Source organism: Luteimonas arsenica (genome assembly GCF_004352825.1).
In the GTDB taxonomy this organism is placed as follows: Bacteria; Pseudomonadota; Gammaproteobacteria; order Xanthomonadales; family Xanthomonadaceae; genus Luteimonas; species Luteimonas arsenica.
In genome coordinates, this window is sequence record NZ_SJRW01000001.1 from 1 (window position 1) to 22,269 (window position 22,269).

The 22,269-nt window shown below is 71.6% G+C and carries 18 protein-coding genes; 7 read left to right on the forward strand and 11 right to left on the reverse strand.

Annotation, left to right across the window (positions count from 1 at the left end):
- Positions 1-278: 278 nt before the first annotated feature.
- Positions 279-542 carry an MliC family protein gene (locus E2170_RS14215; protein WP_132998612.1) on the forward strand — a complete coding sequence of 88 codons (264 nt, stop codon included), beginning with the start codon at positions 279-281 and terminating at the stop codon, positions 540-542.
- 271 nt (positions 543-813) lie between these two features.
- A complete protein-coding gene (locus tag E2170_RS00015; RefSeq protein WP_425477808.1) occupies positions 814-1,140 on the forward strand; it encodes a YnfA family protein in 327 nt (108 codons plus the stop codon).
- 64 nt (positions 1,141-1,204) lie between these two features.
- Here E2170_RS00015 and E2170_RS00020 read toward each other — a convergent pair whose 3' ends face one another.
- The 3 genes from E2170_RS00020 to E2170_RS00030 are packed head-to-tail and all read right to left on the reverse strand — an operon-like array spanning position 1,205 to position 5,013.
- Positions 1,205-2,944, reverse strand: a complete 1,740-nt coding sequence (locus tag E2170_RS00020) for a M28 family peptidase (protein WP_132998613.1) — start codon at positions 2,942-2,944, stop codon at positions 1,205-1,207.
- Positions 2,945-2,975: 31 nt separating this feature from the next.
- The gene (locus E2170_RS00025; protein ID WP_132998614.1) at positions 2,976-4,208 is read right to left on the reverse strand and encodes a serine hydrolase domain-containing protein; all 1,233 of its coding nucleotides are present in this window, start codon (positions 4,206-4,208) and stop codon (positions 2,976-2,978) included.
- A gap of 10 nt (positions 4,209-4,218) precedes the next feature.
- Positions 4,219-5,013, reverse strand: a complete 795-nt coding sequence (locus E2170_RS00030; RefSeq protein WP_132998615.1) for a rhomboid family intramembrane serine protease — start codon at positions 5,011-5,013, stop codon at positions 4,219-4,221.
- A 59-nt stretch (positions 5,014-5,072) separates the two neighbouring features.
- On the opposite strand from E2170_RS00030, the gene E2170_RS00035 reads away from it, so the two are divergent.
- Entirely contained in the window at positions 5,073-6,242 is a 1,170-nt protein-coding gene (locus E2170_RS00035; protein WP_132998616.1) for a class I SAM-dependent rRNA methyltransferase, read from the forward strand.
- A 69-nt stretch (positions 6,243-6,311) separates the two neighbouring features.
- Here the strand turns inward: E2170_RS00035 and E2170_RS00040 are convergent, their stop codons facing one another.
- Positions 6,312-6,668 (reverse strand): DUF488 domain-containing protein, encoded by a 357-nt coding sequence (locus E2170_RS00040; protein WP_132998617.1) that lies wholly within the window; start codon positions 6,666-6,668, stop codon positions 6,312-6,314.
- A gap of 159 nt (positions 6,669-6,827) precedes the next feature.
- On the opposite strand from E2170_RS00040, the gene E2170_RS00045 reads away from it, so the two are divergent.
- A complete protein-coding gene (locus E2170_RS00045; RefSeq protein WP_425477831.1) occupies positions 6,828-8,141 on the forward strand; it encodes a DNA recombination protein RmuC in 1,314 nt (437 codons plus the stop codon).
- Positions 8,142-8,189: 48 nt separating this feature from the next.
- On the opposite strand, the gene E2170_RS00050 is transcribed toward E2170_RS00045, so the two are convergent.
- The 6 genes from E2170_RS00050 to E2170_RS00075 form a co-directional block, all read right to left on the reverse strand.
- Positions 8,190-9,296 (reverse strand): MlaA family lipoprotein, encoded by a 1,107-nt coding sequence (locus tag E2170_RS00050; protein WP_132998619.1) that lies wholly within the window; start codon positions 9,294-9,296, stop codon positions 8,190-8,192.
- A 27-nt stretch (positions 9,297-9,323) separates the two neighbouring features.
- Positions 9,324-9,623, reverse strand: a complete 300-nt coding sequence (locus E2170_RS00055) for an STAS domain-containing protein (protein WP_132998620.1) — start codon at positions 9,621-9,623, stop codon at positions 9,324-9,326.
- The gene (locus E2170_RS00060) at positions 9,607-10,266 is read right to left on the reverse strand and encodes an MlaC/ttg2D family ABC transporter substrate-binding protein (RefSeq protein WP_132998621.1); all 660 of its coding nucleotides are present in this window, start codon (positions 10,264-10,266) and stop codon (positions 9,607-9,609) included. Before E2170_RS00060 ends, E2170_RS00055 begins: the two co-directional genes overlap by 17 nt.
- Positions 10,263-10,805: an outer membrane lipid asymmetry maintenance protein MlaD gene (mlaD, locus tag E2170_RS00065; protein ID WP_132998622.1), complete on the reverse strand. Its 543-nt coding sequence runs from the start codon at positions 10,803-10,805 to the stop codon at positions 10,263-10,265. Before mlaD ends, E2170_RS00060 begins: the two co-directional genes overlap by 4 nt.
- Positions 10,806-10,997: 192 nt before the next feature.
- On the reverse strand, positions 10,998-11,747 hold the full coding sequence (locus E2170_RS00070) for an MlaE family lipid ABC transporter permease subunit (protein WP_132998623.1): 750 nt from the start codon (positions 11,745-11,747) through the stop codon (positions 10,998-11,000).
- Entirely contained in the window at positions 11,747-12,589 is an 843-nt protein-coding gene (locus tag E2170_RS00075) for an ABC transporter ATP-binding protein (protein ID WP_132998624.1), read from the reverse strand. The genes E2170_RS00070 and E2170_RS00075 overlap by 1 nt, the downstream gene beginning before the upstream one ends.
- Positions 12,590-12,809: 220 nt before the next feature.
- Between E2170_RS00075 and recC the strand changes: the two genes are divergently transcribed.
- From recC to recD, 3 genes are read left to right on the forward strand one after another with little or no spacing between them, the layout of a single operon-like run.
- Positions 12,810-16,208 carry an exodeoxyribonuclease V subunit gamma gene (recC, locus tag E2170_RS00080; RefSeq protein ID WP_132998625.1) on the forward strand — a complete coding sequence of 1,133 codons (3,399 nt, stop codon included), beginning with the start codon at positions 12,810-12,812 and terminating at the stop codon, positions 16,206-16,208.
- Entirely contained in the window at positions 16,205-19,918 is a 3,714-nt protein-coding gene (locus tag E2170_RS00085) for a UvrD-helicase domain-containing protein (protein ID WP_132998626.1), read from the forward strand. Before recC ends, E2170_RS00085 begins: the two co-directional genes overlap by 4 nt.
- The gene (gene recD / locus E2170_RS00090) at positions 19,915-21,762 is read left to right on the forward strand and encodes an exodeoxyribonuclease V subunit alpha (RefSeq protein ID WP_132998627.1); all 1,848 of its coding nucleotides are present in this window, start codon (positions 19,915-19,917) and stop codon (positions 21,760-21,762) included. Before E2170_RS00085 ends, recD begins: the two co-directional genes overlap by 4 nt.
- On the opposite strand, the gene E2170_RS00095 is transcribed toward recD, so the two are convergent.
- Complete coding sequence (locus E2170_RS00095; protein WP_165942113.1) at positions 21,759-22,259, reverse strand: MarR family winged helix-turn-helix transcriptional regulator; 501 nt, start codon at positions 22,257-22,259, stop codon at positions 21,759-21,761. The genes recD and E2170_RS00095 overlap by 4 nt on opposite strands.
- Positions 22,260-22,269 lie beyond the last annotated feature (10 nt).

A 22,269-nucleotide genomic window follows, 5' to 3' on the forward strand; every position in this document is an offset into this window, starting at 1 on the left:
TCATGACCTTTGGGTTGCTCGCCAGCATGTCAACTTGCAACGGGTTAGCAAACTCAAACTGGCCGCGGCCTAACAAGTCATTCAAGCCGACGCCGCTTCGCGGCGCGGCTTAATTCAGGCGTTAGGCGCTCCATGAAACAGTCTCGCTGTCCGCACTGCGGTAATGACCCAGGGCTCGGACTTTGGGAGAAAACGGGGTTCGGACCTGGACGTTCACGCCCCTGCATTGCCTGCGGATCGGAAGTCTCGGTTTCACTAGGCTGGATCATTGGGCCTGAGTGTCGCCGAATCCTCTACTTCTGGCTGGTCTGAATTATCGGGAGGACGTCACGAGCTATCCTTCGACTGACTCGGCCACGGTCCAGTACAAGGGCAGTTCATACAGTATGCAGATCGCGGTTTCTGCCAGCGGTGCGCGTTACGTCGGCAATGATCTGGAGTGGTGGACAAAAGGCTCTGGTGCCGGATCCGATGGCACGCTCTTCCGCCACAATGCCGACGGCACGAGCGGGGACCTTATCGAGCAGTGCATACAGTCGTAAGTGCGTTCAGCCGCGTGTTCAGGCCAATGCCGCTTCGGCGGCGTCGGCTGATCCGGCTGAGGGCCTTGGCGCCCTGGATCGGGCTGCACTCGCCACGGAGTGGTGCAGGGAGGGTGACTCAAGCTTTGAGGCCACGTTCTACCCGTTGGCCTCGACAGGTCACGGCTCTGGTCGCAGGGCCCAACAAATTCATCAAACCCGTGAGCTCGCAGTGGCGGCATGACCGCATCTGATGAGCCTCCGGGAGTTCCGGGGAGGTTCAATTTTGGAAATGCTGAAGGTTCTCGGGCTCTTCGTCGTTACCGCACTGGCCGAGATCATCGGGTGCTACCTGCCGTACCTGTGGCTCAAGCAGGGTCGATCGGCCTGGTTGCTGGTGCCGGCGGCACTCAGCCTGGCCGCGTTCGCCTGGCTGCTCACCCTGCACCCCCACGCCGCTGGCCGGGTGTATGCGGCCTACGGTGGCGTTTACATCAGCGTGGCCTTGATGTGGTTGTGGGCCGTCGATTCAGTGCGGCCGACCGTGACTGACTGGATCGGCGTGCTCGTCTGCCTTCTGGGCGTGGGCATCATCATGTCCGGTGCGAGACAGGTCTGACATGCGTTCGTGTTCACCCTGCTGGCTGCAGTCATGGGCTGGTCAGCAGATGGAATGAGGCTTCTCAGTGGTCTGTTGCGGCTTCGCCGGCGGTGCTGAGTGCCTTGCGTTGGCCGAAGTGTTCACCGAAGAAGTCGCCCTCGTTCCACGTCGGCGCCGCGTCGGCGTCGCCGATGCCGCGGGCGATGCGCGCGGACAGCCGTGCCAGGCGCACCGCGTCGTCGTACTCGATCGGCAGGTCGGCCTGGTCGCAGGGGCGGTGGTAGCAGTTGCGCATGAACCAGGTGGCCGAGACCTTGGGGTCGCGATCAGGGTCGGCGGGTTCGACGCCGCCGTCGAGATAGACCGCGGGAATGCCCTCGCGCACGAAGGAGTACTGGTCGCTGCGCACGAACACCGCCTCCTCCGGGAAGGGATCGGGCGAGACCTTGACCCCGATGTCGCGCGCGGCTTCCTCGACCACGGCCTCCAGCGACGAATGCTCGACGCCGATCGGCACCACGTCGCGCGCGGGTGCGGTCAGGACCGGCATGTCGAGGTTGATGTTGGCCACCAGCCTGCCGCCGTCGGCGATCGTGGGATGGCGGGCGAACCACTGGGAGCCCAGCAGGCCCTGCTCCTCGGCGGTCACGGCAACGAAGAGCTGCGGCCGGCGTGGCGGCTCGGCGGCCGAAGCCAGCTCGCGCGCGGCCTCGGTCATGATCGCCACGCCCAGGGCGTTGTCGAGCGCGCCGTTGTAGATCTCGTCGCCGTCGACCTCGAGGCCGATGCCGACGTGGTCCAGGTGCGCGCTGTGCACGACGTACTCGCCGACCAGCGCGGGATCGCCGCCGGGCAGCAGGCCGACGACGTTGCGCGATTCCAGCGGCTCCACCCGCGTGCGCACCGCCAGCGACAGGCGCACAGGCATGTCGAAGCCGCGCAGGCGGCCGGCGCGGGCCTCGTCGGCCAGTTGCGCTGCGCTGCGCTCGCCGCCGGCGAACAGGGTGTCGGCGGCGGCGGCGCTGACGCGCGCCACCACCTGCAGCTCCGGCCAGGTGTCGATGCCGCGGCCGTCGGCGTCGCGCAGGCGCAGGGTGGGACGGTCCCAGCCGGCCGCGCTCCGTGCCCAGGGCGTGCGCACTTCGTCGGCGGCGGTGCCGACCAGCACCGCGGCCACGGCGCCGCGTTCGGCCACGCCGCGCAGCTTCTCGGCCAGCGAGGCGTGGAAGGCGCGACGGGTGTCGTCGAAGCGCTCCGGCGCGCCGCCGAACATCACCGCGACCTTGCCGCGCAGGTCCAGGCCGGCGAAGTCGTCGTGGCCGAGACCGGGTGCATGCACAGCCTGGCCGACGAAGACCGCGGGGGCATCGACCGAAGCCTCGGCCCGGTTGAAGTTCGCCATCGGCAGGAACTGCTCCTGGAAGGCGAGGGCGACCGAGTCGCCGGCCAGCCCGACGTCCATCCTCGCGCCCGCGGGGTCGAGGCTGGCGCGCAGCAAGGGCACGCGCTGGAACCAGCCGCCGTCTTCGCCGCCCGGCGACAGGCCGGCGTCGGCAAAGCGGGCCGCCACGTGCTCGGCGGCAAGCTCGTGGCCGGGCGTGCCGGTCTCCCGGCCCTGCATGCGGTCGTCGGCGAGCGCGCGCACGTCGTCCTCGATGCGGTGGGCGGCAGGATCCGCGGAGCGCTTGCCCGCCGCAGCGGGCGCGTCGGCCTCGGGCGTGGCCTCGCGCTTGCAGGCGGTCAGCGCCGGCAGCAGGGCGAGCGTGGCGGCGAGCGCGAGGGCGGCGGAGGCCGCCGGGTGGCGGCGGATGGCGGCGGGCATGGCGGGTCCGGCAGCGGCAAAGGCGACAAGCCTAGCGCGCGGCGGCCTCGCGCAGGAACGCCTTGCCGATCGCGCGCGCATCGGCATACGGCTCGGGATCGTTGCGGTTGCTGAGCAGGATCACGGTCAGCCGCTGCACGGGCCAGCGCAGGATGATGTTGCGGAAGCCCATGGTTTCGCCGGAGTGCCACATCAGGTCGCCGTCCAGCCGCCAGCCATAGCCGTAGGCCTTGACGCCGGTTTCGCCGATGGAGGTGGTGGTCTGCGGCGAGAAGGCCAGTTCGCGCGAGGCGTCGGAGAGCAGCCGGTCGTCGTAAAGCGCCGCATCCCACTTCGCCAGGTCGTCGATGGAGGAATAGATGCCGCCGTCGCCGAGCACGGCGCTGGTGGTGGACTGGTCGGTGCGGCGCCAGCCGTCGCCGTCGGCGCTGTGGCCGAAGGCGCGATGGGGAACCTCGTTGACGCCGTCGACGTGGGCGAGGGTGTCGGCCATGCCCAGGGGGACGAAGATGCGCTCGCGCAGGAAGTCCGGATAGGACATGCCCGAAGCGGCTTCCACGACGAGGGAGAGCAGGGCGTAGCCGGAGTTGCTGTAGCGGTAGGCGGTGCCGGGTGCGAAGTAGGGGCGGGCGGGGATCGCGGCTGTAGCCGCTCCCACAGCTTGTCCAGGGGCAGGTCCGGTGGCGCGGGAGGCCGGGGGCTTGGCGGCGGCATCGGCGGCGAAGCCGGTTCCTGCGCCGTCGGGTCCCGCGTCCGCGCCTGCATCGATGCAGGGCGCACCGGTCGCCAGCAGGCAGAGCACATCCGCATCGCGCACCTGGCCCTCGAAGTCCGCGGCCAACAGGTCCTCGTAGTCGTACACGCCCGAGGTGTGGCTGAGCAGGTGGTGCAGGGTCACGCCGTCGGTGTTGGCGGGAAGCGCGGGCAGCCAGCGGCGCACCGGATCGTCCAGGCGCAGGCGGCCGTCCTGCGCCAGCAGCAGCACGGCGGCGGCGGTGAACTGCTTGCTCACCGAGGCCAGGCGGAAGTTCGTGGCCGGCGTCACCGCGGTGCCCGCTTCGACGTCCGCCAGGCCCATGCCGCGGCGCAGCAGCGGCTCGCCGTCGTGCAGCACCAGCAGTGCGGCGCCGGGGACGTCACCGGTGTAGCGCTGCAGGCGGGCGTCGGCTTCGGCCATGGTGGCGCGCTCCGTGGCGTCGTTGGCGGTGGCGTTGGCGAAAGGCAGCATCGCCAGCAGGAAGAGAAGGGCGGGGCGGAGGTTCATGCCCCCGAGTCTAGCGCCGCTCGCGCGGCGGGAACGGCAGGACGGTGCCGCGGTCCTGCTCCGTGGGATCGGGCCGGTGCCACAGCACCGGCACGTCCTCGGGCGCGCCGGGCTCGAACTGCTCGCGATCGGCAGCGGCGCGTTCGGCCTCGGCGGCCGCTATTTCCTCCTCGATCTCCCAGCTGTAGCGCTTGCGCGGCGCCACGGGGTCGAGGCGGCGGAACAGCCAGGCCGCGACGATGCCGCCGATCGCGCCGCCCAGGTGCGACTGCCAGGACACCCCCGGCTCGCGTGGAAGCACGGTCAGCAGCATGCCGCCGTAGAACAGGAAGCCGATCATGGTGGCGGCGATGGCGGCGCGGTCGCGGCGGATCACCGCCAGCGCCATCACCAGGAACATCAGGCCGTGGGTCACGCCGCTGGCGCCCAGGTGGTACGAGCCCGGCGCGCCCAGGGCCCAGGCGCCCAGCCCCGAACCCAGCCACATCACTGGCAGGCCGCGCAGCGAGGCCCGCGGATACACCCAACCGGCCAGCGTGCCCAGCAGCAGCACCGCCGCGCTGTTGGCCACGATGTGTTCGGGCGAGCCGTGCAGCAGTGGCGCGGTGAGGAGGCCCCAGAGCCCGCTCAGGCTGCCCGGGGCCACCGCGAACAGGCGGGCGTCGAAGCCGGACTGCGCGGCGTAGACCACCGCCAGCACGGCGACGAAGGCCGCCGAGACGCCCGCGGCGCGGCGGAAGCGGCGCCAGTCGGCCGCGCGCTGGGCGGCGGAGTCGGGCGGGTGGTCGTGGACGGGCAGCTGCATGACCCGAAGCATGGCGGCGGATGCCGGCAACGCAAGGGCGGCGCCGGTAGAATCACACCATGAACGACGCCCCCCCCGTAGTCCGCCTGCGCAACGCCTGGCGGTCCAGCCACCCGTGGATCTTCCAGAAGCTGGTCGAGAAGCCGAACCCGCGGCCGAAGCCCGGCACCATCGTCGACGTGGTCGGCGTCGACGGCGAGTGGATCGGACGCGGCTTCTACAACGGCCATTCGCGCATCGCGGTGCGGATCCTCGAAACCCACCCCGACGTGGCGGTGGATGCCGGCTGGTTCGCGCGGAAGATCGCCGACGCCGTGGCCCTGCGCCGCGAGGTGCTGCGCCTGGACGAGGTGTCCGACGCCTGGCGCGTGGTGCACAGCGAAGGCGACGGCCTGAGCGGCCTGGTGGTCGACCGCTACGCCGACCTGCTGGTGCTGGAGTACTTCAGCGCCGGCATGTTCCGCCACCGCGAATGGATCATGGCCGCGCTGCGCGAACAGTTCCCCGGCTGCCGCTTCCACGCCTTCGCCGACGAGCACGTGCAGAAGCAGGAGAGCTTCGACTTCCACGGCACGCCCGGCACCGAGCCCGCCGTCATCACCGAACACGGCATCCGCTTCCGCGCCGACCCCGCGGGTGCGCACAAGACCGGCTTTTTCGCCGACCAGCGTGAAAACCGCGAATGGCTCAGCCGCCAGGTGGCCGGCAGGCGCGTGCTCGACCTGTGCTGCAACACCGGTGGTTTCGCCGTGTATGCGGCGGTGCGCGGCGCGGCCGAGGTGGTGGGCGTGGATATCGACGCCGACGTGATCGAGATCGCCAAGGGCAACGCGAAATTGAACGGCGTGCGCCCGCGCTTCGTGCAGGCCGACATCTTCCCCTGGCTGCGCGATGCGTCGAACGCCGGCGAGCGTTACGACGTGGTGGTGCTGGACCCGGCCAAGATGACCCGTGACCGCGAACAGGTGATCCCGGCGCTGAAGAAGTACCTGGACATGAACAAGCTGGCGTTGTCGGTGGTGAAGCCGGGCGGGTTGTTCGCGACGTTCTCGTGCACCGGGCTGGTGAGCGAAGACCAGTTCCTGGACATGCTGCGGCGCGCGGCGTTCTTCTCCAACCGCACGGTGCAGGTGTTGAAGGTGGCCGGCGCCGGGCCGGACCATCCGTTCATGGCGAACGCGCAGGAGTCGCGCTACCTGAAGGCGGTGTTCTGCCGCGTGCTGGACTGAGGCCGGCCGCCTGCAGCTGTTTGTCGTGGGAGTTGTTTGTGGGAGCGGCTATAGCCGCGATGGCAAGTGTTATTGGGGGTGTTTGGCGAGGTACTCGGCCAGGGCTGTGGCGTTGTTGTGGTCCTCGTCCTTCGCGGCGTAGAGCAAGGTGGCGTGCTTGCCGCGGCCCAGGGCCTTGCGCAGCTCGGCCAGGCCATCGGGGTTGGCGTCGAGTTCGGCGAAGTAGCGCTTCTTGAATTCGGGCCACTTCGCGGGATCGTGGTCGAACCAGTGGCGCAGGTCATCGCTGGGTGCGACCGACTTCACCCAGGGGATGCCGTCCAGGTCGGCCTTTGATTTTCCGCGCGGCCAGAGGCGGTCGACCAGGACGCGGCGGCCCTCGCGGGTAGCCGGGTCGTCGTAGATGCGGCGGATGCTGAATTCCATGGGCGACCTCGCGCGGGCTGCGCGGACACGGTGGCGGCGGCTGTCGCTGTCCGCTGCGATCGCATGATCGCAGGCGCTGCGACGGCCGGCCGCTACACTGCGCCCATGGATGTGGACACCTTGTTGATGCTGGTGCTGGCGGCGGTGGCGGTGGCCATCGTGCTGCTGGTGGTGCTGCTGCTGCGACGCCCGGAGGCGGCGCTGGCCACGCTGAAGCGCGAGCTGGAGGAAACCCTGCGCACCGAGCAGCGCGACGGCCGCGGCGAGTTGCGCCAGCAGCTCGACGGCCTGGGCCTGGCGCAGGGGCAGCGCATCGACGGCTTCGCCGCGCGCCTGACCGAGTTCAGCACCCGCACCGACCAGCGCCTGGACGTGCTGCGCGAGGCCCTGGGCGAGGACGCGCGCAAGGCCCGCAGCGAGGGTGCCGAGGCGCAGCAGCGCTTCGCCGACCAGCTCGGCCTGCGCCTGGGCGAACTGACCCAGCGCAACGAACAGCGTATTGGCGAGATGCGCGCCACCTTGGAATCGCAGCTCAAGGCGCTGCAGGCCGACAACGCGCAGAAGCTCGAGCAGATGCGCGCCACCGTCGACGAGAAGCTGCAGACCACGCTCAACACCCGCCTGGACGCTTCGTTCAAGCTGGTGTCCGAGCGCCTGGAGCAGGTGCAGCGCGGCCTGGGCGAGATGCAGGAGCTGGCCACCGGCGTCGGCGACCTCAAGCGCGTGCTGGGCAACGTCAAGACCCGCGGCATCTTCGGCGAGGTGCAGCTGGCCACGCTGCTGGAGCAGGTGCTGACCGTGGGCCAGTACGAGACCCACTGCGCCACCGTGCCCGGCAGCGACGCGCGCGTGGAGTTCGCGATCCGCCTGCCCGGGACGCAGCCCGACCAGCCGATCCTCCTGCCGATCGACGCCAAGTTCCCGCGCGACGACTACGAACGCCTGCTCGATGCCCAGGATCGCGCCGATCCCGAGGCCGCGACCCAGGCCGCCGCCGGCCTCGAGCGGCAGGTGCGGCTGGAGGCCAAGCGCATCCGCGACAAGTACCTGGCGCCGCCGCACACCACCGACTTCGCCCTGCTGTTCCTGCCCACCGAGGGCCTGTACGCGGAGGTGCTGCGCCGGCCGGGCCTGTTCGAGGCGCTGCAGCGCGAGTACCGGGTGACCATGGTCGGCCCGACCACCCTGCTGGCCCTGCTCAACAGCCTGCAGATGGGCTTCCGCACGCTGGCGATCGAGCAGCGTTCGAGCGAGGTCTGGCAGCTGCTGGGCGCGGTGAAGGCGGAGTTCGGCAAGTTCGCGACCGTGCTCGAGAAGGCCCACGGCCAGCTCGACACCGTGCAGAACAGCATCAAGCAGGCCGGCGTGCGCACGCGCGCGATCGAGCGCCAGCTCAAGGGCGTGGAAACGCTGCCCGGCGCGGAGGCGAAGGAACTGCTGGGGGATGCGGCGGCCGGGCCGGACGCTGACTGACATCGGCCGCGACGGCCGACGAAGCGGCCGTTGCCACCGTGGCCGCGGTCAAGGCGGCGGGATCGACCCCGGCACGATCGGCATCACGTCCACCGGCACCGTCGGGTTGGTCTCGTCCTCGAGCAGGTAGTCCGGCAGGTCGTCCTGGTCCTCGCGTACGCGGTCGCCGTTGATCTGGTAGTTGCGGCGCTGCATCCAGGCGTCGCGCACCAGCGCGTATTCGTCCGCTGCGCCTTCGCGCAGGCGGTCGACCGCGAACAGCTGGGTGCGCAGGTCGACCAGCTGCAGGCCCTGCAGGCCGATGCGCACGGTGTCGTCGTCGACCTGGCGGATCGGCGAGACCTGGCCGTCGCCGACCAGGCCGAAGACGTCGCGAACGGTGCGCGGGCCGAACAGCGGCAGTTCGACGAAGCGCGAGTTCTGCCAGCCCCAGACGCCCAGCGTCTGCCCGAAGTCCTCGGTGCGGTTGGGGATGTTCATGCGCGTGGCCGGGTCGAACAGGCCGCCGACGCCGACGGTGGCGTTGACCAGGAAGCGCCCCAGCGACTGCCCGGCCTGCTTCGGCTTGCCCTGCAGCAGCGCGTTCAGCGCGCTGACCGGCTGGCCGAGGTTGGAGAAGAAGTTGCCCACGCCCAGGCGCACCGGGCGCGGCACCACCTTCACGTAGGCGCGCGCCAGCGGCTCGGCGACCGTGCGGTCGACGGCCATGTTGAAGCCGTGGACGCGGCGGTTCCACTTCTCCCAGGGGTCGTGCCCGGGCGCCGAGACCTGTGCCGGTGCGGGCAGGGTGGGGTCGGCGATGGGGTCGTAGACGTCGCCGCCGTAGATGGCGGCGAAATCGAGTTCGGCCTGGGTGGGGTCTGCGCCGGGCGCGGCGATGGCGTCCGCGCCTTCGGTGGGAAGGCCGGAATCGTCGCTTCCGGTGGCTGCGACGTCGGCATGGGCGGCGGTATCAACGGTGGTGTCCGCGGCCCCGGCGGCGAACGCGGAGTCGCTGGTGTCGGCGTCGATGCCGACGGCCGCGTCCTGCGTGGCGACCGGAAGCGCGTCGGCCGGTGCCTGCGCGCGCGGCGCCGTGCCCGCGCAGCCGGCCAGCAGCGCGATGGTGATCGCGGCGGCGGCGATGCGCAGGCGGGTGTGGGGCTGGCTGGACATGGGGCGGGGGCGTCCTTGTCGTCGTCGTCAGGAAGCGAAGCCCAGCGCCGCGTCGAGGCGATAGGCGGCGCGGAGGTCGGCCAGGCCGGGCGGATCGCCGGTGACGTCGATGCCGCTGCCGCCCGCGACCGCACCGGCCAGCGCGGACAGCATCGCCAGGCCGGCGCTGTCGATCCGCGTCACCGCGGCGATGTCGATGCCGCGCGCGCCGGCGGCCTGCGGCTGCGCGGCGCGCCACAGCGCGGGCACGGCATCGCGGACGAGGGCGCCGCTGAAGCGCAGCGCCTCGCCTTCGCGGCGGACCGTGGCCTCAGTTGGTGCCTGCATCGGCCTGCATCCGGCCCGCGCTCAGGTCGGCGGCGACCTCGCGGATCGACTTGCGCGACAGCGGGGTGTCGAACTGCTGGCGGAAGGTCTGCACGAAGGACACGCCTTCGACCATCACGTCGAACACGCGCCAGCCGTCGGCGGTCTGCCGCATCAGGTAGTCGACCGGGATCGGCTCGCCGCCCTGGCGCAGCATTTCACTGGACACCTTCACGCCCAGCCCGCGCGGCAGCGGGGTCTCGGACTTCACGCGCACCCGGAGCTGGGTGTTGAAGTCCAGCAGCGAGCTGCCGTAGCGGCGCATCAGGCTGTCGGCCAGGGCGTCGGCGAACAGCTTGACGTCGGCATCCGAGGCGCCGCGGCCGTGGCGGCCGAGCACCTGGCGGGCCGAGTAATCGCGGTCGAACATCTTGTCGAACTCGCTGGCGACGAAGGCCTGCAGCTTGCCGCGGTCGGCGGTGAACTCGGCGCGGCGCGATTCCAGCGTGGACAGCAGGCGCTGGCTGTTGTCGAGCACCAGCTTGCTGGCCGACTCGCCCTGGGTGGCGGCCGCGGCGGGCTGGGCGGCCTGCGCCGAAGCCGCGAACGGCGCGGCGGCAAGCAGGGCGGAAGCGAGCACGAGGGGGATCAGGGGACGGTTCATTCGGTGGGCTCCGTGGGGGGCGGGGTGTCGCCGGCGGCGGCATCCGGTGCCGCTGCGCCTGTGGCAGCGCCATCTTCGCCGGCGCCGCTGAACATGTACTTGCCGACCATCTGCATCAGGTCGACGGCGGGCTGGGTGTAGACAAGTTCTTCACCCGGCTGGAACACCTCCATGTCGCCGCCCGGCTGCAGCCCGACATAGCTTTCGCCGAGCAGGCCGCCGGTGAGGATCTGGGCGGAGGTGTCGATCGGGATCTCGTTGAAACGCGAGTCGATCGCAAGGGTCACGATGGTGTCGAACTTCGCCGGATCAAGGTCGATCTTCGAAACGCTGCCGATCGTCACCCCGCCGACCTTCACCGGCGCGTTGGGGCGCAGCTGGCCGAGGTTGGTGAAGCGCGCCGTCAGCTCGTAGCTGTCGCGTGCGAAGCCGAACTTGCCGTTGGTCGAAGCGATCGCCAGCACCAGCACCGACGCCAGCGCCAGCAGCAGGAACGCACCAACGGCGAATTCAAGTCGTGGGCCACGGGATGTATTCATAAGGGCATACCTTTGAAAGCTTTTTTGCCACGGATTTACGCGGATTACGTGGATCAGGAGTCAGGTGGGGCGGGACTGCTCTCAATCAACGATTGATTCCCCGGTTTTTGCGACCGGAGCGGATAAGCGGGAAGCCGATCCGCGTGATCCGCCTGATCCGCGTAAATCCGTGGCAAATGCTCTCCCCGCTGTTCATCGGAACAACAGCGCGGAGAGGACGAAGTTGAACATCAGGACCAGCAAGGACGCGTTGACGACGGCGCGGGTGGTGGCGACGGACGTGCCTTCGATGGTCGGTTCGGCGTGGAAGCCGACGTAGGCGGCGACCAGGGCCGAGGTGCCGCCGAAGACCGCGGACTTCAGGAAGGCGACCAGGAAGTCGTCCTTGAAGTCGACCACGTCGCGCATCGTCTGCCAGAAGCTGCCGTTGTCCACGCCCAGCACCTGCACCGCCTGGAACCAGCTCGCGGTCAGGGCGAAGCTGACGAAGATCGCGGTCAGCAGCGGCACGCACAGCACCGCCGCCCAGAAGCGCGGGGCCACGGCCTTGGCCACCGGGTCGATCGCCATCAGGCCCAGGGCCTGGATCTGGTCGGTGGCGCGCATCAACGCCAGCTCCGCGGCGATCGACGAGCCCGCGCGGCCGACGAACAGCAGCGCGGTCAGCACCGGCGCCAGCTCGCGGTACAGGCCCAGGCCGATCAGCACGCTGACCTGGTCGGAGGCGCCGTAGGTTTCCAGCGCGCGGTAGCCGAGCAGGGTCAGCGACAGGCCGACGAAGGCGCCACCGACGGCAATGATCGGCAGCGAGCGCGCGCCGATCTTGTAGATCTCGCGCATCAGTTCGGCGAAGAAGTCGGCGGTCGGCTTCGAGGCCGCGAACACCGACAGCGAGAACAGGCCGGCGCGGCCGAGCGAGCGGGTGCTGGAGATGAAGGGCATCAGCGGGCCTCGGCGTCGGGACGGGGCGCGGCGGCTGCGCCGCGCGCGCGGGGCTGCGCCGATGCCGGGTCGAAGGCGATCGGCCCGTCGGGCTCGCCGCGCAGGAACTGGCGCAGCAGCGGATCCTCGCTGGCCTGGAGCTCGGCCGGCGTGCCGGAGAAGACGATGCCGCGATGGGCCACCACCAGCGCGCGGTCGGCGATCGGCAGGGTCTCGCGCACATGGTGGCTGACGATGATGCTGGTCAGGCCGAGCGTGGCGTTGAGGCGCGAGATCAGCGACATGATCACGCCCGAGGCGATCGGGTCCAGCCCGGTCAGCGGCTCGTCGTAGAGCATCAGCGGCGGGTCGAGCGCCAGCGCGCGCGCCAGCGCCACGCGGCGCGCCATGCCGCCGGAGAGCTCGCGCGGGTACAGGTCGACGGCGGTGCGCAGGCCGACAGCGTGCAGCTTCATCAGCACCAGCTGCTCGATCACCGGCGCCGGCAGCTTCGTGTGCGCGCGCAGCGGCAGGGCCACGTTCTCGCCGGCGGTCAGGTCGGTGAGCAGGCCGTTGCCCTGCAGCAGCATGCCGATGCCCTTGCGCAGCTCCAGCAGCTCGCGCTGGCGGTGCGGCACCGGCTGGCCGAACACCTCCACGCGGCCGGCGGCCGGCACCAGCTCGCCGGTCAGCGCCGCGAGCAGGGTCGACTTGCCGCTGCCCGAGGGCCCGAGGATGGCGGTGATGCTGCCGCGCGGCACCTCCAGGTCGATGCCCTCGAGGATCGTGCGCGCACCGCGATCCAAGCGTACGCCTGAGAGGCGGACGGCAGGGGCCTGCGATGTCTGTGCGGTCTGGGGCATCGGCGTCGTGGCTCGGGGGATGGCGCGGACGTAAACCGGAAAAGCTTGGCGCGACCAGCCTGAACAGCGGCTGGCATGCCTGAACCGGGCAGTACAGGAATTATGCGGGAATCGGGCGGGCCGCGCTTGCGGCGGTGCGCAACGCATCGTGCCGGCGATCCCGCCGAAGATGCCGGTCGCGGTATCGCCGGCTGCGACACCGCTCCGGCATCATGGCTGCATGGCTCCGGGGACCGGCGACTTCCGCCTCTACCATTCGAACGCGCTCGACGTGCTGGCGGGACTGCTGGCCGCGGAGTTGCGCGCGCCCGCGCCCCGGCAGGGGTTGCTGGAGCCCGACGTGATCCTGATCCCGCAGCCGGCGATGCGGCGCTGGCTGCAGGCGACGCTGGCCGAGGCGCACGGCGTGGCCGCCAACCTCGAGTTCCTGACCCCGGGCGAGTTCGTGCAGCGTGCGCTGGATGCCAACGTGCCGGGGAAGGGAGAAGACCTCGACGCCGCCGCCCTGCGCTGGCGCATCCACGCCGCGCTGGCGGATCCCGCGTTGCTGCGCGCGCGCGCCCTGCAGCCGCTGCGCGCCTACATGGAAGGCGCACCCGACCCGGTGAAGGCCTGGTCGCTGGCCGGCGAACTCGCCCAGGCGTTCGAGAAATACAAGGCCTGGCGCCGCGAATGGCTGCTGGCCTGGGAGGCCGGCGAGGCGCCGCGCGATCCGCAGGCGGCGCTGTGGCGACGGGTGGCGGGCGGCACGGCGCACCGTGCGCGCCGCATCGAGACCTATCTGGGCGGCTTCGCCGGGCCCGGCGAGCCGCTGCCGGCGGGCCTGCCGAAGCGGCTGTTCGCCTTCGCGATCCTCAACGTGTCGCCGGACGTGCTGCGGGTGGTCGCGACCCAGGCGCGTGTCGGCACGCTTCACCTTTATGTTCCATCGCCCAGTCGCGACTACTGGGGCGACCTGCAGCGTGCGCGTGGCGGCGACCCGGAGGCGGCCGCCGGCGAAAACCCGCTGCTGCGCGCCTGGGGTGCGGCCGGCCGTGACTTCATGGCGGTGCTGGGCAGTTACGAAGTGGTGCATCCGGACATCGAGTTCCGCGGTGATGCCGACCCGGGCGAGGGCGGCGGCGCGCTACGGGGCAGCCTGCTGCGGCGGCTGCAGTCGGACCTGTTCCATCGCCGACCGTCGCCACCGCTGGCGCCGGCGACCGGGGACATGCGTACCCGGCTGCCGGCGCTGCGCCGCGACGACCCCAGCCTGCAGGTGCACGCCTGCCACACCCGCCTGCGCGAGCTGCAGGTGCTGCACGACCAGCTGCGCGCGCTGTTCGAGGACCCTCGCTTCGACCCGCCGCTGCAGCCGCGCGAAGTCGCGGTACTGGCGCCGGACATCGACCCCTACCTGCCCTACCTCGACGCCGTGTTCGGCGGCCGCGGTCGCGCCGACGCCGGCTTCAATCAGGCGATCCCGTACGCGGTGGCGGACGCCAGCCCGCTGGCCGGCGAGCCGCTGGCCGACGTGTTCCTGCGCCTGCTGGCGCTGCCGGTGGCGCGCTTCGGCCTGGTGGAGACGCTGGACCTGCTGGCCAGCCCGCCGCTGGCCGAGGCCGCGGGGCTGGACGCCGCCGCCTTCGACCGCCTGCATGCCTGGCTGCACGCCGCCGGCGCGCGCTGGGGCCTGGACGCCGCGCATCGCGCTCGCCTGGATGCGCCGGCCGATGACGCCTACACCTGGGCCTTCGCGCTGGACCGCCTGCTGCTGGGGCATGCCAGCGGCAGCGATGCGCCGATCACCACCGCCGGCGGGCAGGTGCTCGCACCGATGCCGGAGCTGGAGGGCAGCGCGCTGGATGCGCTCGATACCCTGGTGCGCCTGCTGCGCGTGCTCGCGCACCATGCCCGCGTGCTCGACGAGGCGCTGCCGCCCGAAGGCTGGCGCGAGCGGCTGCTGCGCCTGCTGGATGCACTGCTGCCGAAACCGCCGCAGGCGCCGGCGACGCGGCGCGCGCTGGATCGTCTGCGCAGCCTGGTTGATGGTTTCGCAAAGGATGCGCGTCGTGCGGGCGTGGACACGCCGGTGCCGGCGGAGGTGGTGCGGGCGCACTTCGCTGCCGCGCTGTCCGAAGCCGACACCCGCGCCCCGCTGCTCACCGGCGGTGTCAGCATCGGCCGCATGGTGCCGATGCGCCTGCTGCCGTTCCGGGTGATCTGCCTGCTGGGCATGGACGACGGCGAGTTCCCGCGCCGGGATCCTTCCGGCGGCCTCGACCGCCTCGCGGCCGATCTGGTCGGCGGCCGGCGCCGTCCGGGCGACCGCTCCACGCGCGACGACGACCGCTTCCTGTTCCTGCAGCTGTTCGCCTCCGCGCAGGACGTGTTCTACCTGAGCTACCAGGGCGCGGATCCGCGCGACGGCAGCGTGCGTGAGCCGTCGGTGCTGGTGGCGGACCTGCTGGCGGCGGCCGATGCGCAGCACGCGCCGGAAGCGGAAGCGGGCGAAGCGCTGGTGGTGCGGCATCCGCTGCAACCGTTCGCGCCGGCGGCGTTCGGAAGCGTTGATGAGTCGCGGCGGTTCTCGTACCAGGCGCAGTGGTGGCCGGCGGCGACGCAGCCCATGCAGGAGCGCGTGCCGCTGCCGGCCTGGTTCGGCGAGGAATCGCTGGCGAACATGGCTGAAGAGGGCGCCGTGCTGTCGCTCGACGAACTGCGGCGCTTCCTGCAGGCGCCGGCCGACGTTCTCCTGCGCCAGCGTCTTGGCCTGCGGCTGGCCGAGGTCGAAGCGGTCGACGAAGACGTGGAGCCGCTGGTGGCGCCGGGGCGCGGACTCGCGCGCCAGGTGCTGCAGAAAGCGGTGTTCGAAGCCGTGCTGCGCGGCGACGACGACACCACCACGCATGCGCGGCTGCGCGCGCGCGGGCTGCTGCCGTCCGGTCCGCTGGGCCGGCGCACGCTGGAGCAGGTGCGCGGGCAGGTGGACGCCTATGCCGCGGCGTTCGGCGACTGGCGCGGCGCGGACGAGCCGGATTCGCCGCGGCTGGAGGTCGACATCGACGGCGTGATGCTGCGCGGCCGGATCCCGGATGCGTATCCGCAGGGCATTGCACGCATGCGCTTCGACAAGCCCGGCGGGCAGTCGGCGATCCGCAACGGACTGGACTGGCTGCTGGCGAGCGCGGCCGGGCGGTCGACGCCGCTGGTGGAATTCCATGACGGTGACGATCTTGGCCTCGGCCCGCACGAGCGTGCGCCGCTCGATCCCGCGCAGGCCCGCGAGGTGCTGCGGATGCTGGTCAAGCTGCGTGCCAGGGGCCTGCGCAGGCCCCTGCCGTTCGCGCCCTACAGCGGCTGGGAGCTGTTCCGCGCCGACAGCCTCGAACGCGGCCTGGCGCAGGCGGCCAGGCGCTGGCACGGCAGCGACCGCAGCTGGGGCGAGGGCACCGGCGAGGCACTGCGGCTGGCGCTGCGGGGCCGCGACCCGTTCACCGACGAGGCGACCCGGCTCGCCTTCGTCGACCTGGCGATGGCCGTCTATTCCGCGGTGGTGTCCGGCCAGGTCTACGCGGGCACGGACGTGGGCGCGCTGCGCGACATCGCCGCCGCGCTCGACCTGGAGGATGCGGAATGAGCACGGGCAAGGACGCTGCGCGCGCATCGCCGCGGGATCCCTACCTCGAGCTTGCGCTCGACGGCGTGCATGCCATCGAGGCCTCGGCCGGCACCGGCAAGACCTTCACCCTGGCCACGCTGGTGGTGCGCCTGGTGGTGGAGCGCGGGCTGCGCGTGGGCCAGGTGCTGGCCGTCACCTTCACCGAGGCCGCCACCCAGGAGCTGCGCAGCCGCATCCGCGCGCGCCTGCTGCTGGCCGAGCGGCTGGTCGGTGCGGCGCCCGCGGCCGATGCATCGCCCGAGGCGGCGCTGACCCGCGACGTGCTCGAAGCGCAGCTCGCGAAAGGCACCGAATCCGCCGACGCCCTGCGCCGCCGCCTGCACGCTGCGGCCAACGACATCGACCTCGCGGCGATCTTCACCATCCATGGCTTCTGCGCGCGCGTACTGCGCGACCATGCGCTGGAGGTGGGGCAGGCCTTCGATGCACCGGAACTGCTGACGAGCGACGCCCCCCTGTACGAGGCCATCGCCACCGACCTGTGGCGCGCGCATGGCAGCGATGGCGACGCCGCCGACGACCTGCTGGCGATGTGGCCGGGAGGGCCGCAGGCGCTGGCCGATGACCTGGCCGTGCTGGTGCGTGAACCGGTGCTGCGCCCGGCGCTGGCCGAGCTGCCCGGGGATCCCGCGCCGCGCCTGCATGCCGCGGGCGAAGCGCTGGCCGCCGCGCTCCGCGCACACGGCGAGGACTTCCGCGCATCGCTGGTGTCGGCCGTGGAAGGCAAGATCCTGCACGGTGGCAGCTACCGGCTGGACTGGATCAACGCGCTGTTCGATTCGCTGCAGCAATGGTGCCGCGCAGGTGATCGGGGCGTGCCGTTCGAACACGCGAAGCTCGGTCATCTCCAGCGCACGATGCTGGTCGGAAAGACCAACAAGACCGCCAAGGGCCCCACCCCCGACTCGCCGGTCTGCGATGCCGTGCCCGGCTATCTGGACGCATTGGCGGCAATGGCGGAATGGAAGGACGCGCGCCGCGTCGAACTGCTGCACCGCCTGCGCGCCGACGCCCGCCTGCGCGTGGCCCGCGCGAAGCAGCAGCAGCGCGTGCAGACCTATGACGACCTGATCGACCGCGTCGCCGAGGCCGTCGACTCCAGGCTTGACGACGGCAGGCAGGCCGAAGCGCTGGCGGCGAAGCTGCGCGCACAGTACGCCGTGGCCCTGGTCGACGAGTTCCAGGACACCGACGCCCGCCAGTGGCGCATCTTCGATCGCGTCTTCGGCGCCGGCAGCGGCGCGCCGGCGCTGTTCGTGATCGGCGATCCCAAGCAGGCGATCTACGGCTTCCGCGGCGGCGACGTCGAGACCTATCTCGCCGCGCGCGCGACCGCCGTCGAGGCACCGTCGCTGGCCCTGAACTTCCGCTCGCGGCCGTCGGTGCTGCGCGCGGTGTCGGCGTTGTATGCGCAGGCACAGGCCGCTGCGGAGGCGGACGAAGCGGTCCCGCCGCCCTTCATCGATGGCCGCATCGGATTCAGGGAGGTCGCCCCCGGCGGCGTGCGCGCCGACGACGAATTCCTTCGCAACGGCGCGATCGCGCCCGCGCTCACCCTGTGGCGCGCACCATTGCCGGAGCCCGACGGCAAGGGCAGGCTGAAGCCGTACAGCGCCGGCCGTTCGCGCGAGCTGGCCACCCAGGCCTGCGTTGCCGCGATCCACCGCGTGCTGACCGATGCGCGCGAAGGCCAGGCCAGCATCGAAGGCCGCGCCGTGCAGCCGGGCGACATCGCCGTGCTGGTGCGCTCGCACCATGAGGCCACGCGCATCCGCCATGCGCTGGCGATGGCCGGCATTCCCGCCGTGGCCGCCGGCAAGCAGAGCCTGTTCGCCACGCCCGAGGCGCGCGACCTGCACGCGCTGCTGCTCGCCCTGCTGCACGGCGCCGACGACGGCCGCCTGCGCATGGCGCTGTCCACGGTGCTGGTGGGCCTGGACGCCGCCGCGATCGCCGCGCTCGACGGGGACGGCGATGCGCTGCGCGGCTGGCAGCTCACCGCGCTCGCCTGGCGCGACCGCCTGCAGCGCGGCGGGCCGCTGGCCCTGGTCAACGCGCTCTGTGCGGAGCACGCCGGCCGCCTGCTCGGCCTGCTCGACGGCGAGCGCCGGCTCACCAACTACCTGCAGCTGGCCGAACTGCTTCAGGACGCGCAGGCGCGCGCGCTCGGCCTGCACGGCCTGGTCGACTGGCTGGCGAACGCCATCGCCGACGCCGATGCCAGCGACGACAGCCAGCTGCTGCGGCTGGAGTCGGATGCCAGGCGCGTGCAGGTGGTGACCCTGCACAAGAGCAAGGGCCTGGAGTACCCGCTGGTGTTCATGCCCTTCGCGGCCATCGGCTCGCCCGCGCGCAGTCCCGGGCAGCGCGCGGTGGTGAACGGCGCGGACGGCCGCGCCTTGCACTGGAGGCTGCTGCCGTCGATCTCCGGCTGGGAAGCGGCGAAGGACGCGTGGAGCCTCGCGCAGCGCGCCGAGGATGCGCGCCTGCTGTACGTCGGCCTCACCCGCGCGCGGCATGCGTTGTGGTTGGCCAGCGGCCTGTTCCACAACCCCGACCGCTCGCCGCTGCGGCACATGGTGGCGGCGCCGGAGGCGCTGGCCGCCGCGCTGGGCGCCGCCGTCGCCATCGACGATGACGTGCCGCCGGTCACCTTGCCCTGGCTGCTTCCCGAATCCGCCGACGCGGTGCCGCCGGCGCGCCTCGCCACCCGTGACCTGGGCAGCGACTGGTGGGTCTACAGCTTCACCCAGCTCGCCAACGCCGAGGGACAGGGTGATGCACCGGGCGATGCCGCCGCCAGCGCCACCCAGCCGGTGCCCGGCGGCCAGGACGAACCGGCGGCGGATGCCGGAGCCGAGGTGGCCATGGCAGGCGCGGCAGGCGAGGGCAGCGACGCCTTCGACCCGCGCTTCGCCGGCACCCGTTTCGGCGTGGTGCTGCACGACGTGCTGGAACACGTCGACTTCGCGCGCTGGTCGGCGTGGGTGCCAGGCGCATCCGCGCCGGGTGCCGCTGAGGTGGAGCTGATGTCCGAACGCCTGCGCGAGGGGGGCTACCAGGGTGAGGACGTCGATGCCGGCGTGGCCGTGCTCACGCCGCTGGTCGGCCAGACCTTGACCGTCGCCTTGCCCGAAGGCGTGCGCCTGACCGACGTGCCGGCGGACCGCCGCCGCCCCGAGATCGAGTTCCAGTTCGCGCTCGCGCCCACGCGCGTCGATGCCCTGCTCGCGCTGCTGCACCGCCACGGCCTGCTCACCGCGCGCCAGGGCTTCGGCGCGCGGCGCCGGCTGGAAGGCCTGATGACCGGCCTGATCGACCTCACCTACGTGCACGAGGGCCGCTGGTACGTGCTCGACTACAAGTCCAACCGCCTGCCGGGCTACGGCCCGGCGCAGCTGGCCGAGGCGATGGCGCACAGCGAGTACGACCTGCAGGCGCTGATCTACACCCTGGCACTGCACCGCTGGCTGCGATTCCGGATGGGCGATGCCTACGACTACGCGCGCGATTTCGGTGGCGTGCGCTATGTGTTCTGTCGGGGGCTGGATGTTTCCCGCGAAGACGCGCAGGCGCCACGCGGCGTGCAGGCCTGGCGGTTTGACCCGGGCCTGGTCGAAGCGCTCGACGCGCTGTTCGCGGGCGAGCCCGGCGAGGCTGCCGCATGAGCCTGTTGCAGGCCCTCGCGAAGGCCGGCGCGCTGCGCACGCTGGACCATGCGCTGGCGCAGAGCCTGAAGCGCCTGGATCCGGAGACGCCTGAGCTGGTGCTGGCCGCGGCGGCGCTCGCCTCGCTCGCCGTGGCCTCCGGCCACGCCGGCTTCGACCCCACCGGACCGCAGCGACTGGTCGAAGCGCCCATCGACTGGCCCACGCCAGAGGCCTGGCGCGAAGCCCTGGAGTCCTCGAGCTGGGTCGCCCGTCCGGACACCGCCGTCGATGAATCCGCGGCCGACGCGCCGCTGGTGTACGAGCACGGCCTGGTCTACCTGCGCCGTTATCGCGAATACGAGCGTCGCCTGGCCGTCGACCTGTGCCGCATCGGCAGTGCTGCAGCCGATCCCGCCCTTCCCCCGCCTGCGGGGGAAGATGCCCAAGGGGCAGATGGGGGCAACCCCGCGACACCGCCACAAGACCGCCAGGCCGAAGCGGCAACGCTCGCCCTGCACCACAATCTGCTGCTCGTCACCGGCGGCCCCGGCACCGGCAAGACCACCACCATCACCCGCATGCTGGTGCTGCTGGTCGCCCAGGCGCTCGAAGCCGGCGGCCCACCGCCGCGCATCGCGCTCGCCGCCCCCACCGGCCGCGCCGCCGAGCGCATGGCCGAAAGCGTGCGCAAGGCCGTGCAGGCGCTGCCCGTGCTCGGCATCGACCCCGCGCTGGGCGCCCACCTGCCCACCGCCGGCACGACCCTGCACCGCCTGCTCGGCACCATCCCCGACTCGCCGCGGTTCCGGCACCACGCCGACAACCCGCTGCCCTTCGACGTGGTGGTGGTGGACGAGGCCTCGATGATCGACCTGCCGCTGATGGCCAAGCTGGTCGAAGCCGTGCCCGATGGCGCGCGCCTGGTCCTGCTCGGCGACCCCGACCAGCTGCCTTCGGTGGAAGCGGGCGACGTGCTCGCCGGCATCCTGCGCGCGGTGGGGGCCACGGAAGCCGATGCCACGGGCCGGCGCTTCCCGGCCCGGCACGTCCACCTCACCCGCGGCTGGCGCCAGAGCGCGTCGCTCGACCTCGCGCCGCTGGCGGCCGCCGTGCGCGAAGGCGACAGCGCCACCGCGCTGTCACTGCTGCGCGACGGCGGGCTGTCCGGCGTGCACTTCCACGAAGGCGAATCCGACCCGCTGCAGTCGCAGCGCGAACACTTCCTCGCGCACTGGGCCGCGATGGCGGACGCCGCCGACCCCGCCGAAGCGCTCGCCCGGGCCAACCGCCTGCGCATCCTCACCGCCGTGCGCGAAGGCCCGCAGGGCGCGCGCGCGGTCAACGCCCGCATCGAGGACCTGCTCGCCGGCACCCGCCGCGGGGGCGGGCCCGCGTCCACGGCCAGCCGCTGGTTCCACGGCCGCCTGCTGCTGGTCACCGAGAACAGCTACCGCCACCGCCTGTTCAACGGCGACGTCGGCATCTGCCTGCGCGACAGCGGCGGAACGCTGATGGCCTGGTTTCCCGGCGACGACCCCGCGAAGCCGCGGCCCTTCCATCCGGCATCGCTGCCCGCGCACGACAGCGCGTTCGCGATGACGGTGCACAAGGCCCAGGGCTCGGAGTTCGACGAGGTCTGGCTGGTGCTGCCGGAACGTGGCAACCGCGTACTGTCGCGGGAGCTGGTGTACACGGGGATGACGCGGGCGCGCGACAGGCTGCACGTGGCGGGGAATGCCGGCGTCATCGCGGAGGCGCTGGCGCGGCATGCAGGGCGTTGGTCGGGGTTGGGGTGGCGATTGACCGCAGCATCGACAAAGAGCGTGCCCGGGCACCGTCGTCCGCAGGGCGCAACCCTTTAGCGAGCCGCGCCCGCCTCCCGCTTCGTTGCTTGTTGCAGGCGCTGCAGGAAAGGGAGTTCGCGGCAGTTGCGTTCGATTGCCCACAGCATCTCGAGCGAGTCGGTGCCGGACAGTTCAAGAAGTTCGGTGGATGCGCGCTCCATCACCACCAGGGCTTCACGGATACGCACCAGCTCGCTTCGACCCTTCGCCGTCAGGGTCACCAGGGTTCTGCGCCGGTCGTGCGGATCGGTGCTGGACCTCACCAGCGACAGCTGGGTCAGTTTCCTGATCCAGACGATCACCAGCGGATGTGACTGCCGCAGCAGTCCCGCCAGTTCGGTCACGCCCAGTGGACCGTGCTCGTCCAGCGCCAGAAGCGTGGATATCGTGCGTGGGGGTGCCATCACTCCAACCGTCGGGTACCAGTCGGCCGCGCCCTGCACCAGTTCATCGGCAAGTCGCCGCAGCAGGTGCGCGAGGAACGCCGGTCCCTGCTGCTGGATGAAGTCGGTCATTCCGTGATTC

Bases quoted from the DNA above. Each gene is read 5' to 3' on its own strand.
- E2170_RS00075 (WP_132998624.1), bottom strand. From the start codon at position 12,589: ATGCCCCAGACCGCACAGACATCGCAGGCCCCTGCCGTCCGCCTCTCA.
- mlaD (WP_132998622.1), bottom strand. From the start codon at position 10,805: ATGAATACATCCCGTGGCCCACGACTTGAATTCGCCGTTGGTGCGTTC.
- E2170_RS00070 (WP_132998623.1), bottom strand. From the start codon at position 11,747: ATGCCCTTCATCTCCAGCACCCGCTCGCTCGGCCGCGCCGGCCTGTTC.
- E2170_RS00025 (WP_132998614.1), bottom strand. From the start codon at position 4,208: ATGAACCTCCGCCCCGCCCTTCTCTTCCTGCTGGCGATGCTGCCTTTC.
- recC (WP_132998625.1), top strand. From the start codon at position 12,810: ATGGCTCCGGGGACCGGCGACTTCCGCCTCTACCATTCGAACGCGCTC.
- E2170_RS00095 (WP_165942113.1), bottom strand. From the start codon at position 22,259: ATGACCGACTTCATCCAGCAGCAGGGACCGGCGTTCCTCGCGCACCTG.
- E2170_RS00035 (WP_132998616.1), top strand. From the start codon at position 5,073: ATGAACGACGCCCCCCCCGTAGTCCGCCTGCGCAACGCCTGGCGGTCC.
- E2170_RS00055 (WP_132998620.1), bottom strand. From the start codon at position 9,623: ATGCAGGCACCAACTGAGGCCACGGTCCGCCGCGAAGGCGAGGCGCTG.
- E2170_RS00040 (WP_132998617.1), bottom strand. From the start codon at position 6,668: ATGGAATTCAGCATCCGCCGCATCTACGACGACCCGGCTACCCGCGAG.
- recD (WP_132998627.1), top strand. From the start codon at position 19,915: ATGAGCCTGTTGCAGGCCCTCGCGAAGGCCGGCGCGCTGCGCACGCTG.
- E2170_RS00020 (WP_132998613.1), bottom strand. From the start codon at position 2,944: ATGCCCGCCGCCATCCGCCGCCACCCGGCGGCCTCCGCCGCCCTCGCG.
- E2170_RS00015 (WP_425477808.1), top strand. From the start codon at position 814: ATGCTGAAGGTTCTCGGGCTCTTCGTCGTTACCGCACTGGCCGAGATC.
- E2170_RS00030 (WP_132998615.1), bottom strand. From the start codon at position 5,013: ATGCAGCTGCCCGTCCACGACCACCCGCCCGACTCCGCCGCCCAGCGC.
- E2170_RS00050 (WP_132998619.1), bottom strand. From the start codon at position 9,296: ATGTCCAGCCAGCCCCACACCCGCCTGCGCATCGCCGCCGCCGCGATC.
- E2170_RS00085 (WP_132998626.1), top strand. From the start codon at position 16,205: ATGAGCACGGGCAAGGACGCTGCGCGCGCATCGCCGCGGGATCCCTAC.
- E2170_RS00060 (WP_132998621.1), bottom strand. From the start codon at position 10,266: ATGAACCGTCCCCTGATCCCCCTCGTGCTCGCTTCCGCCCTGCTTGCC.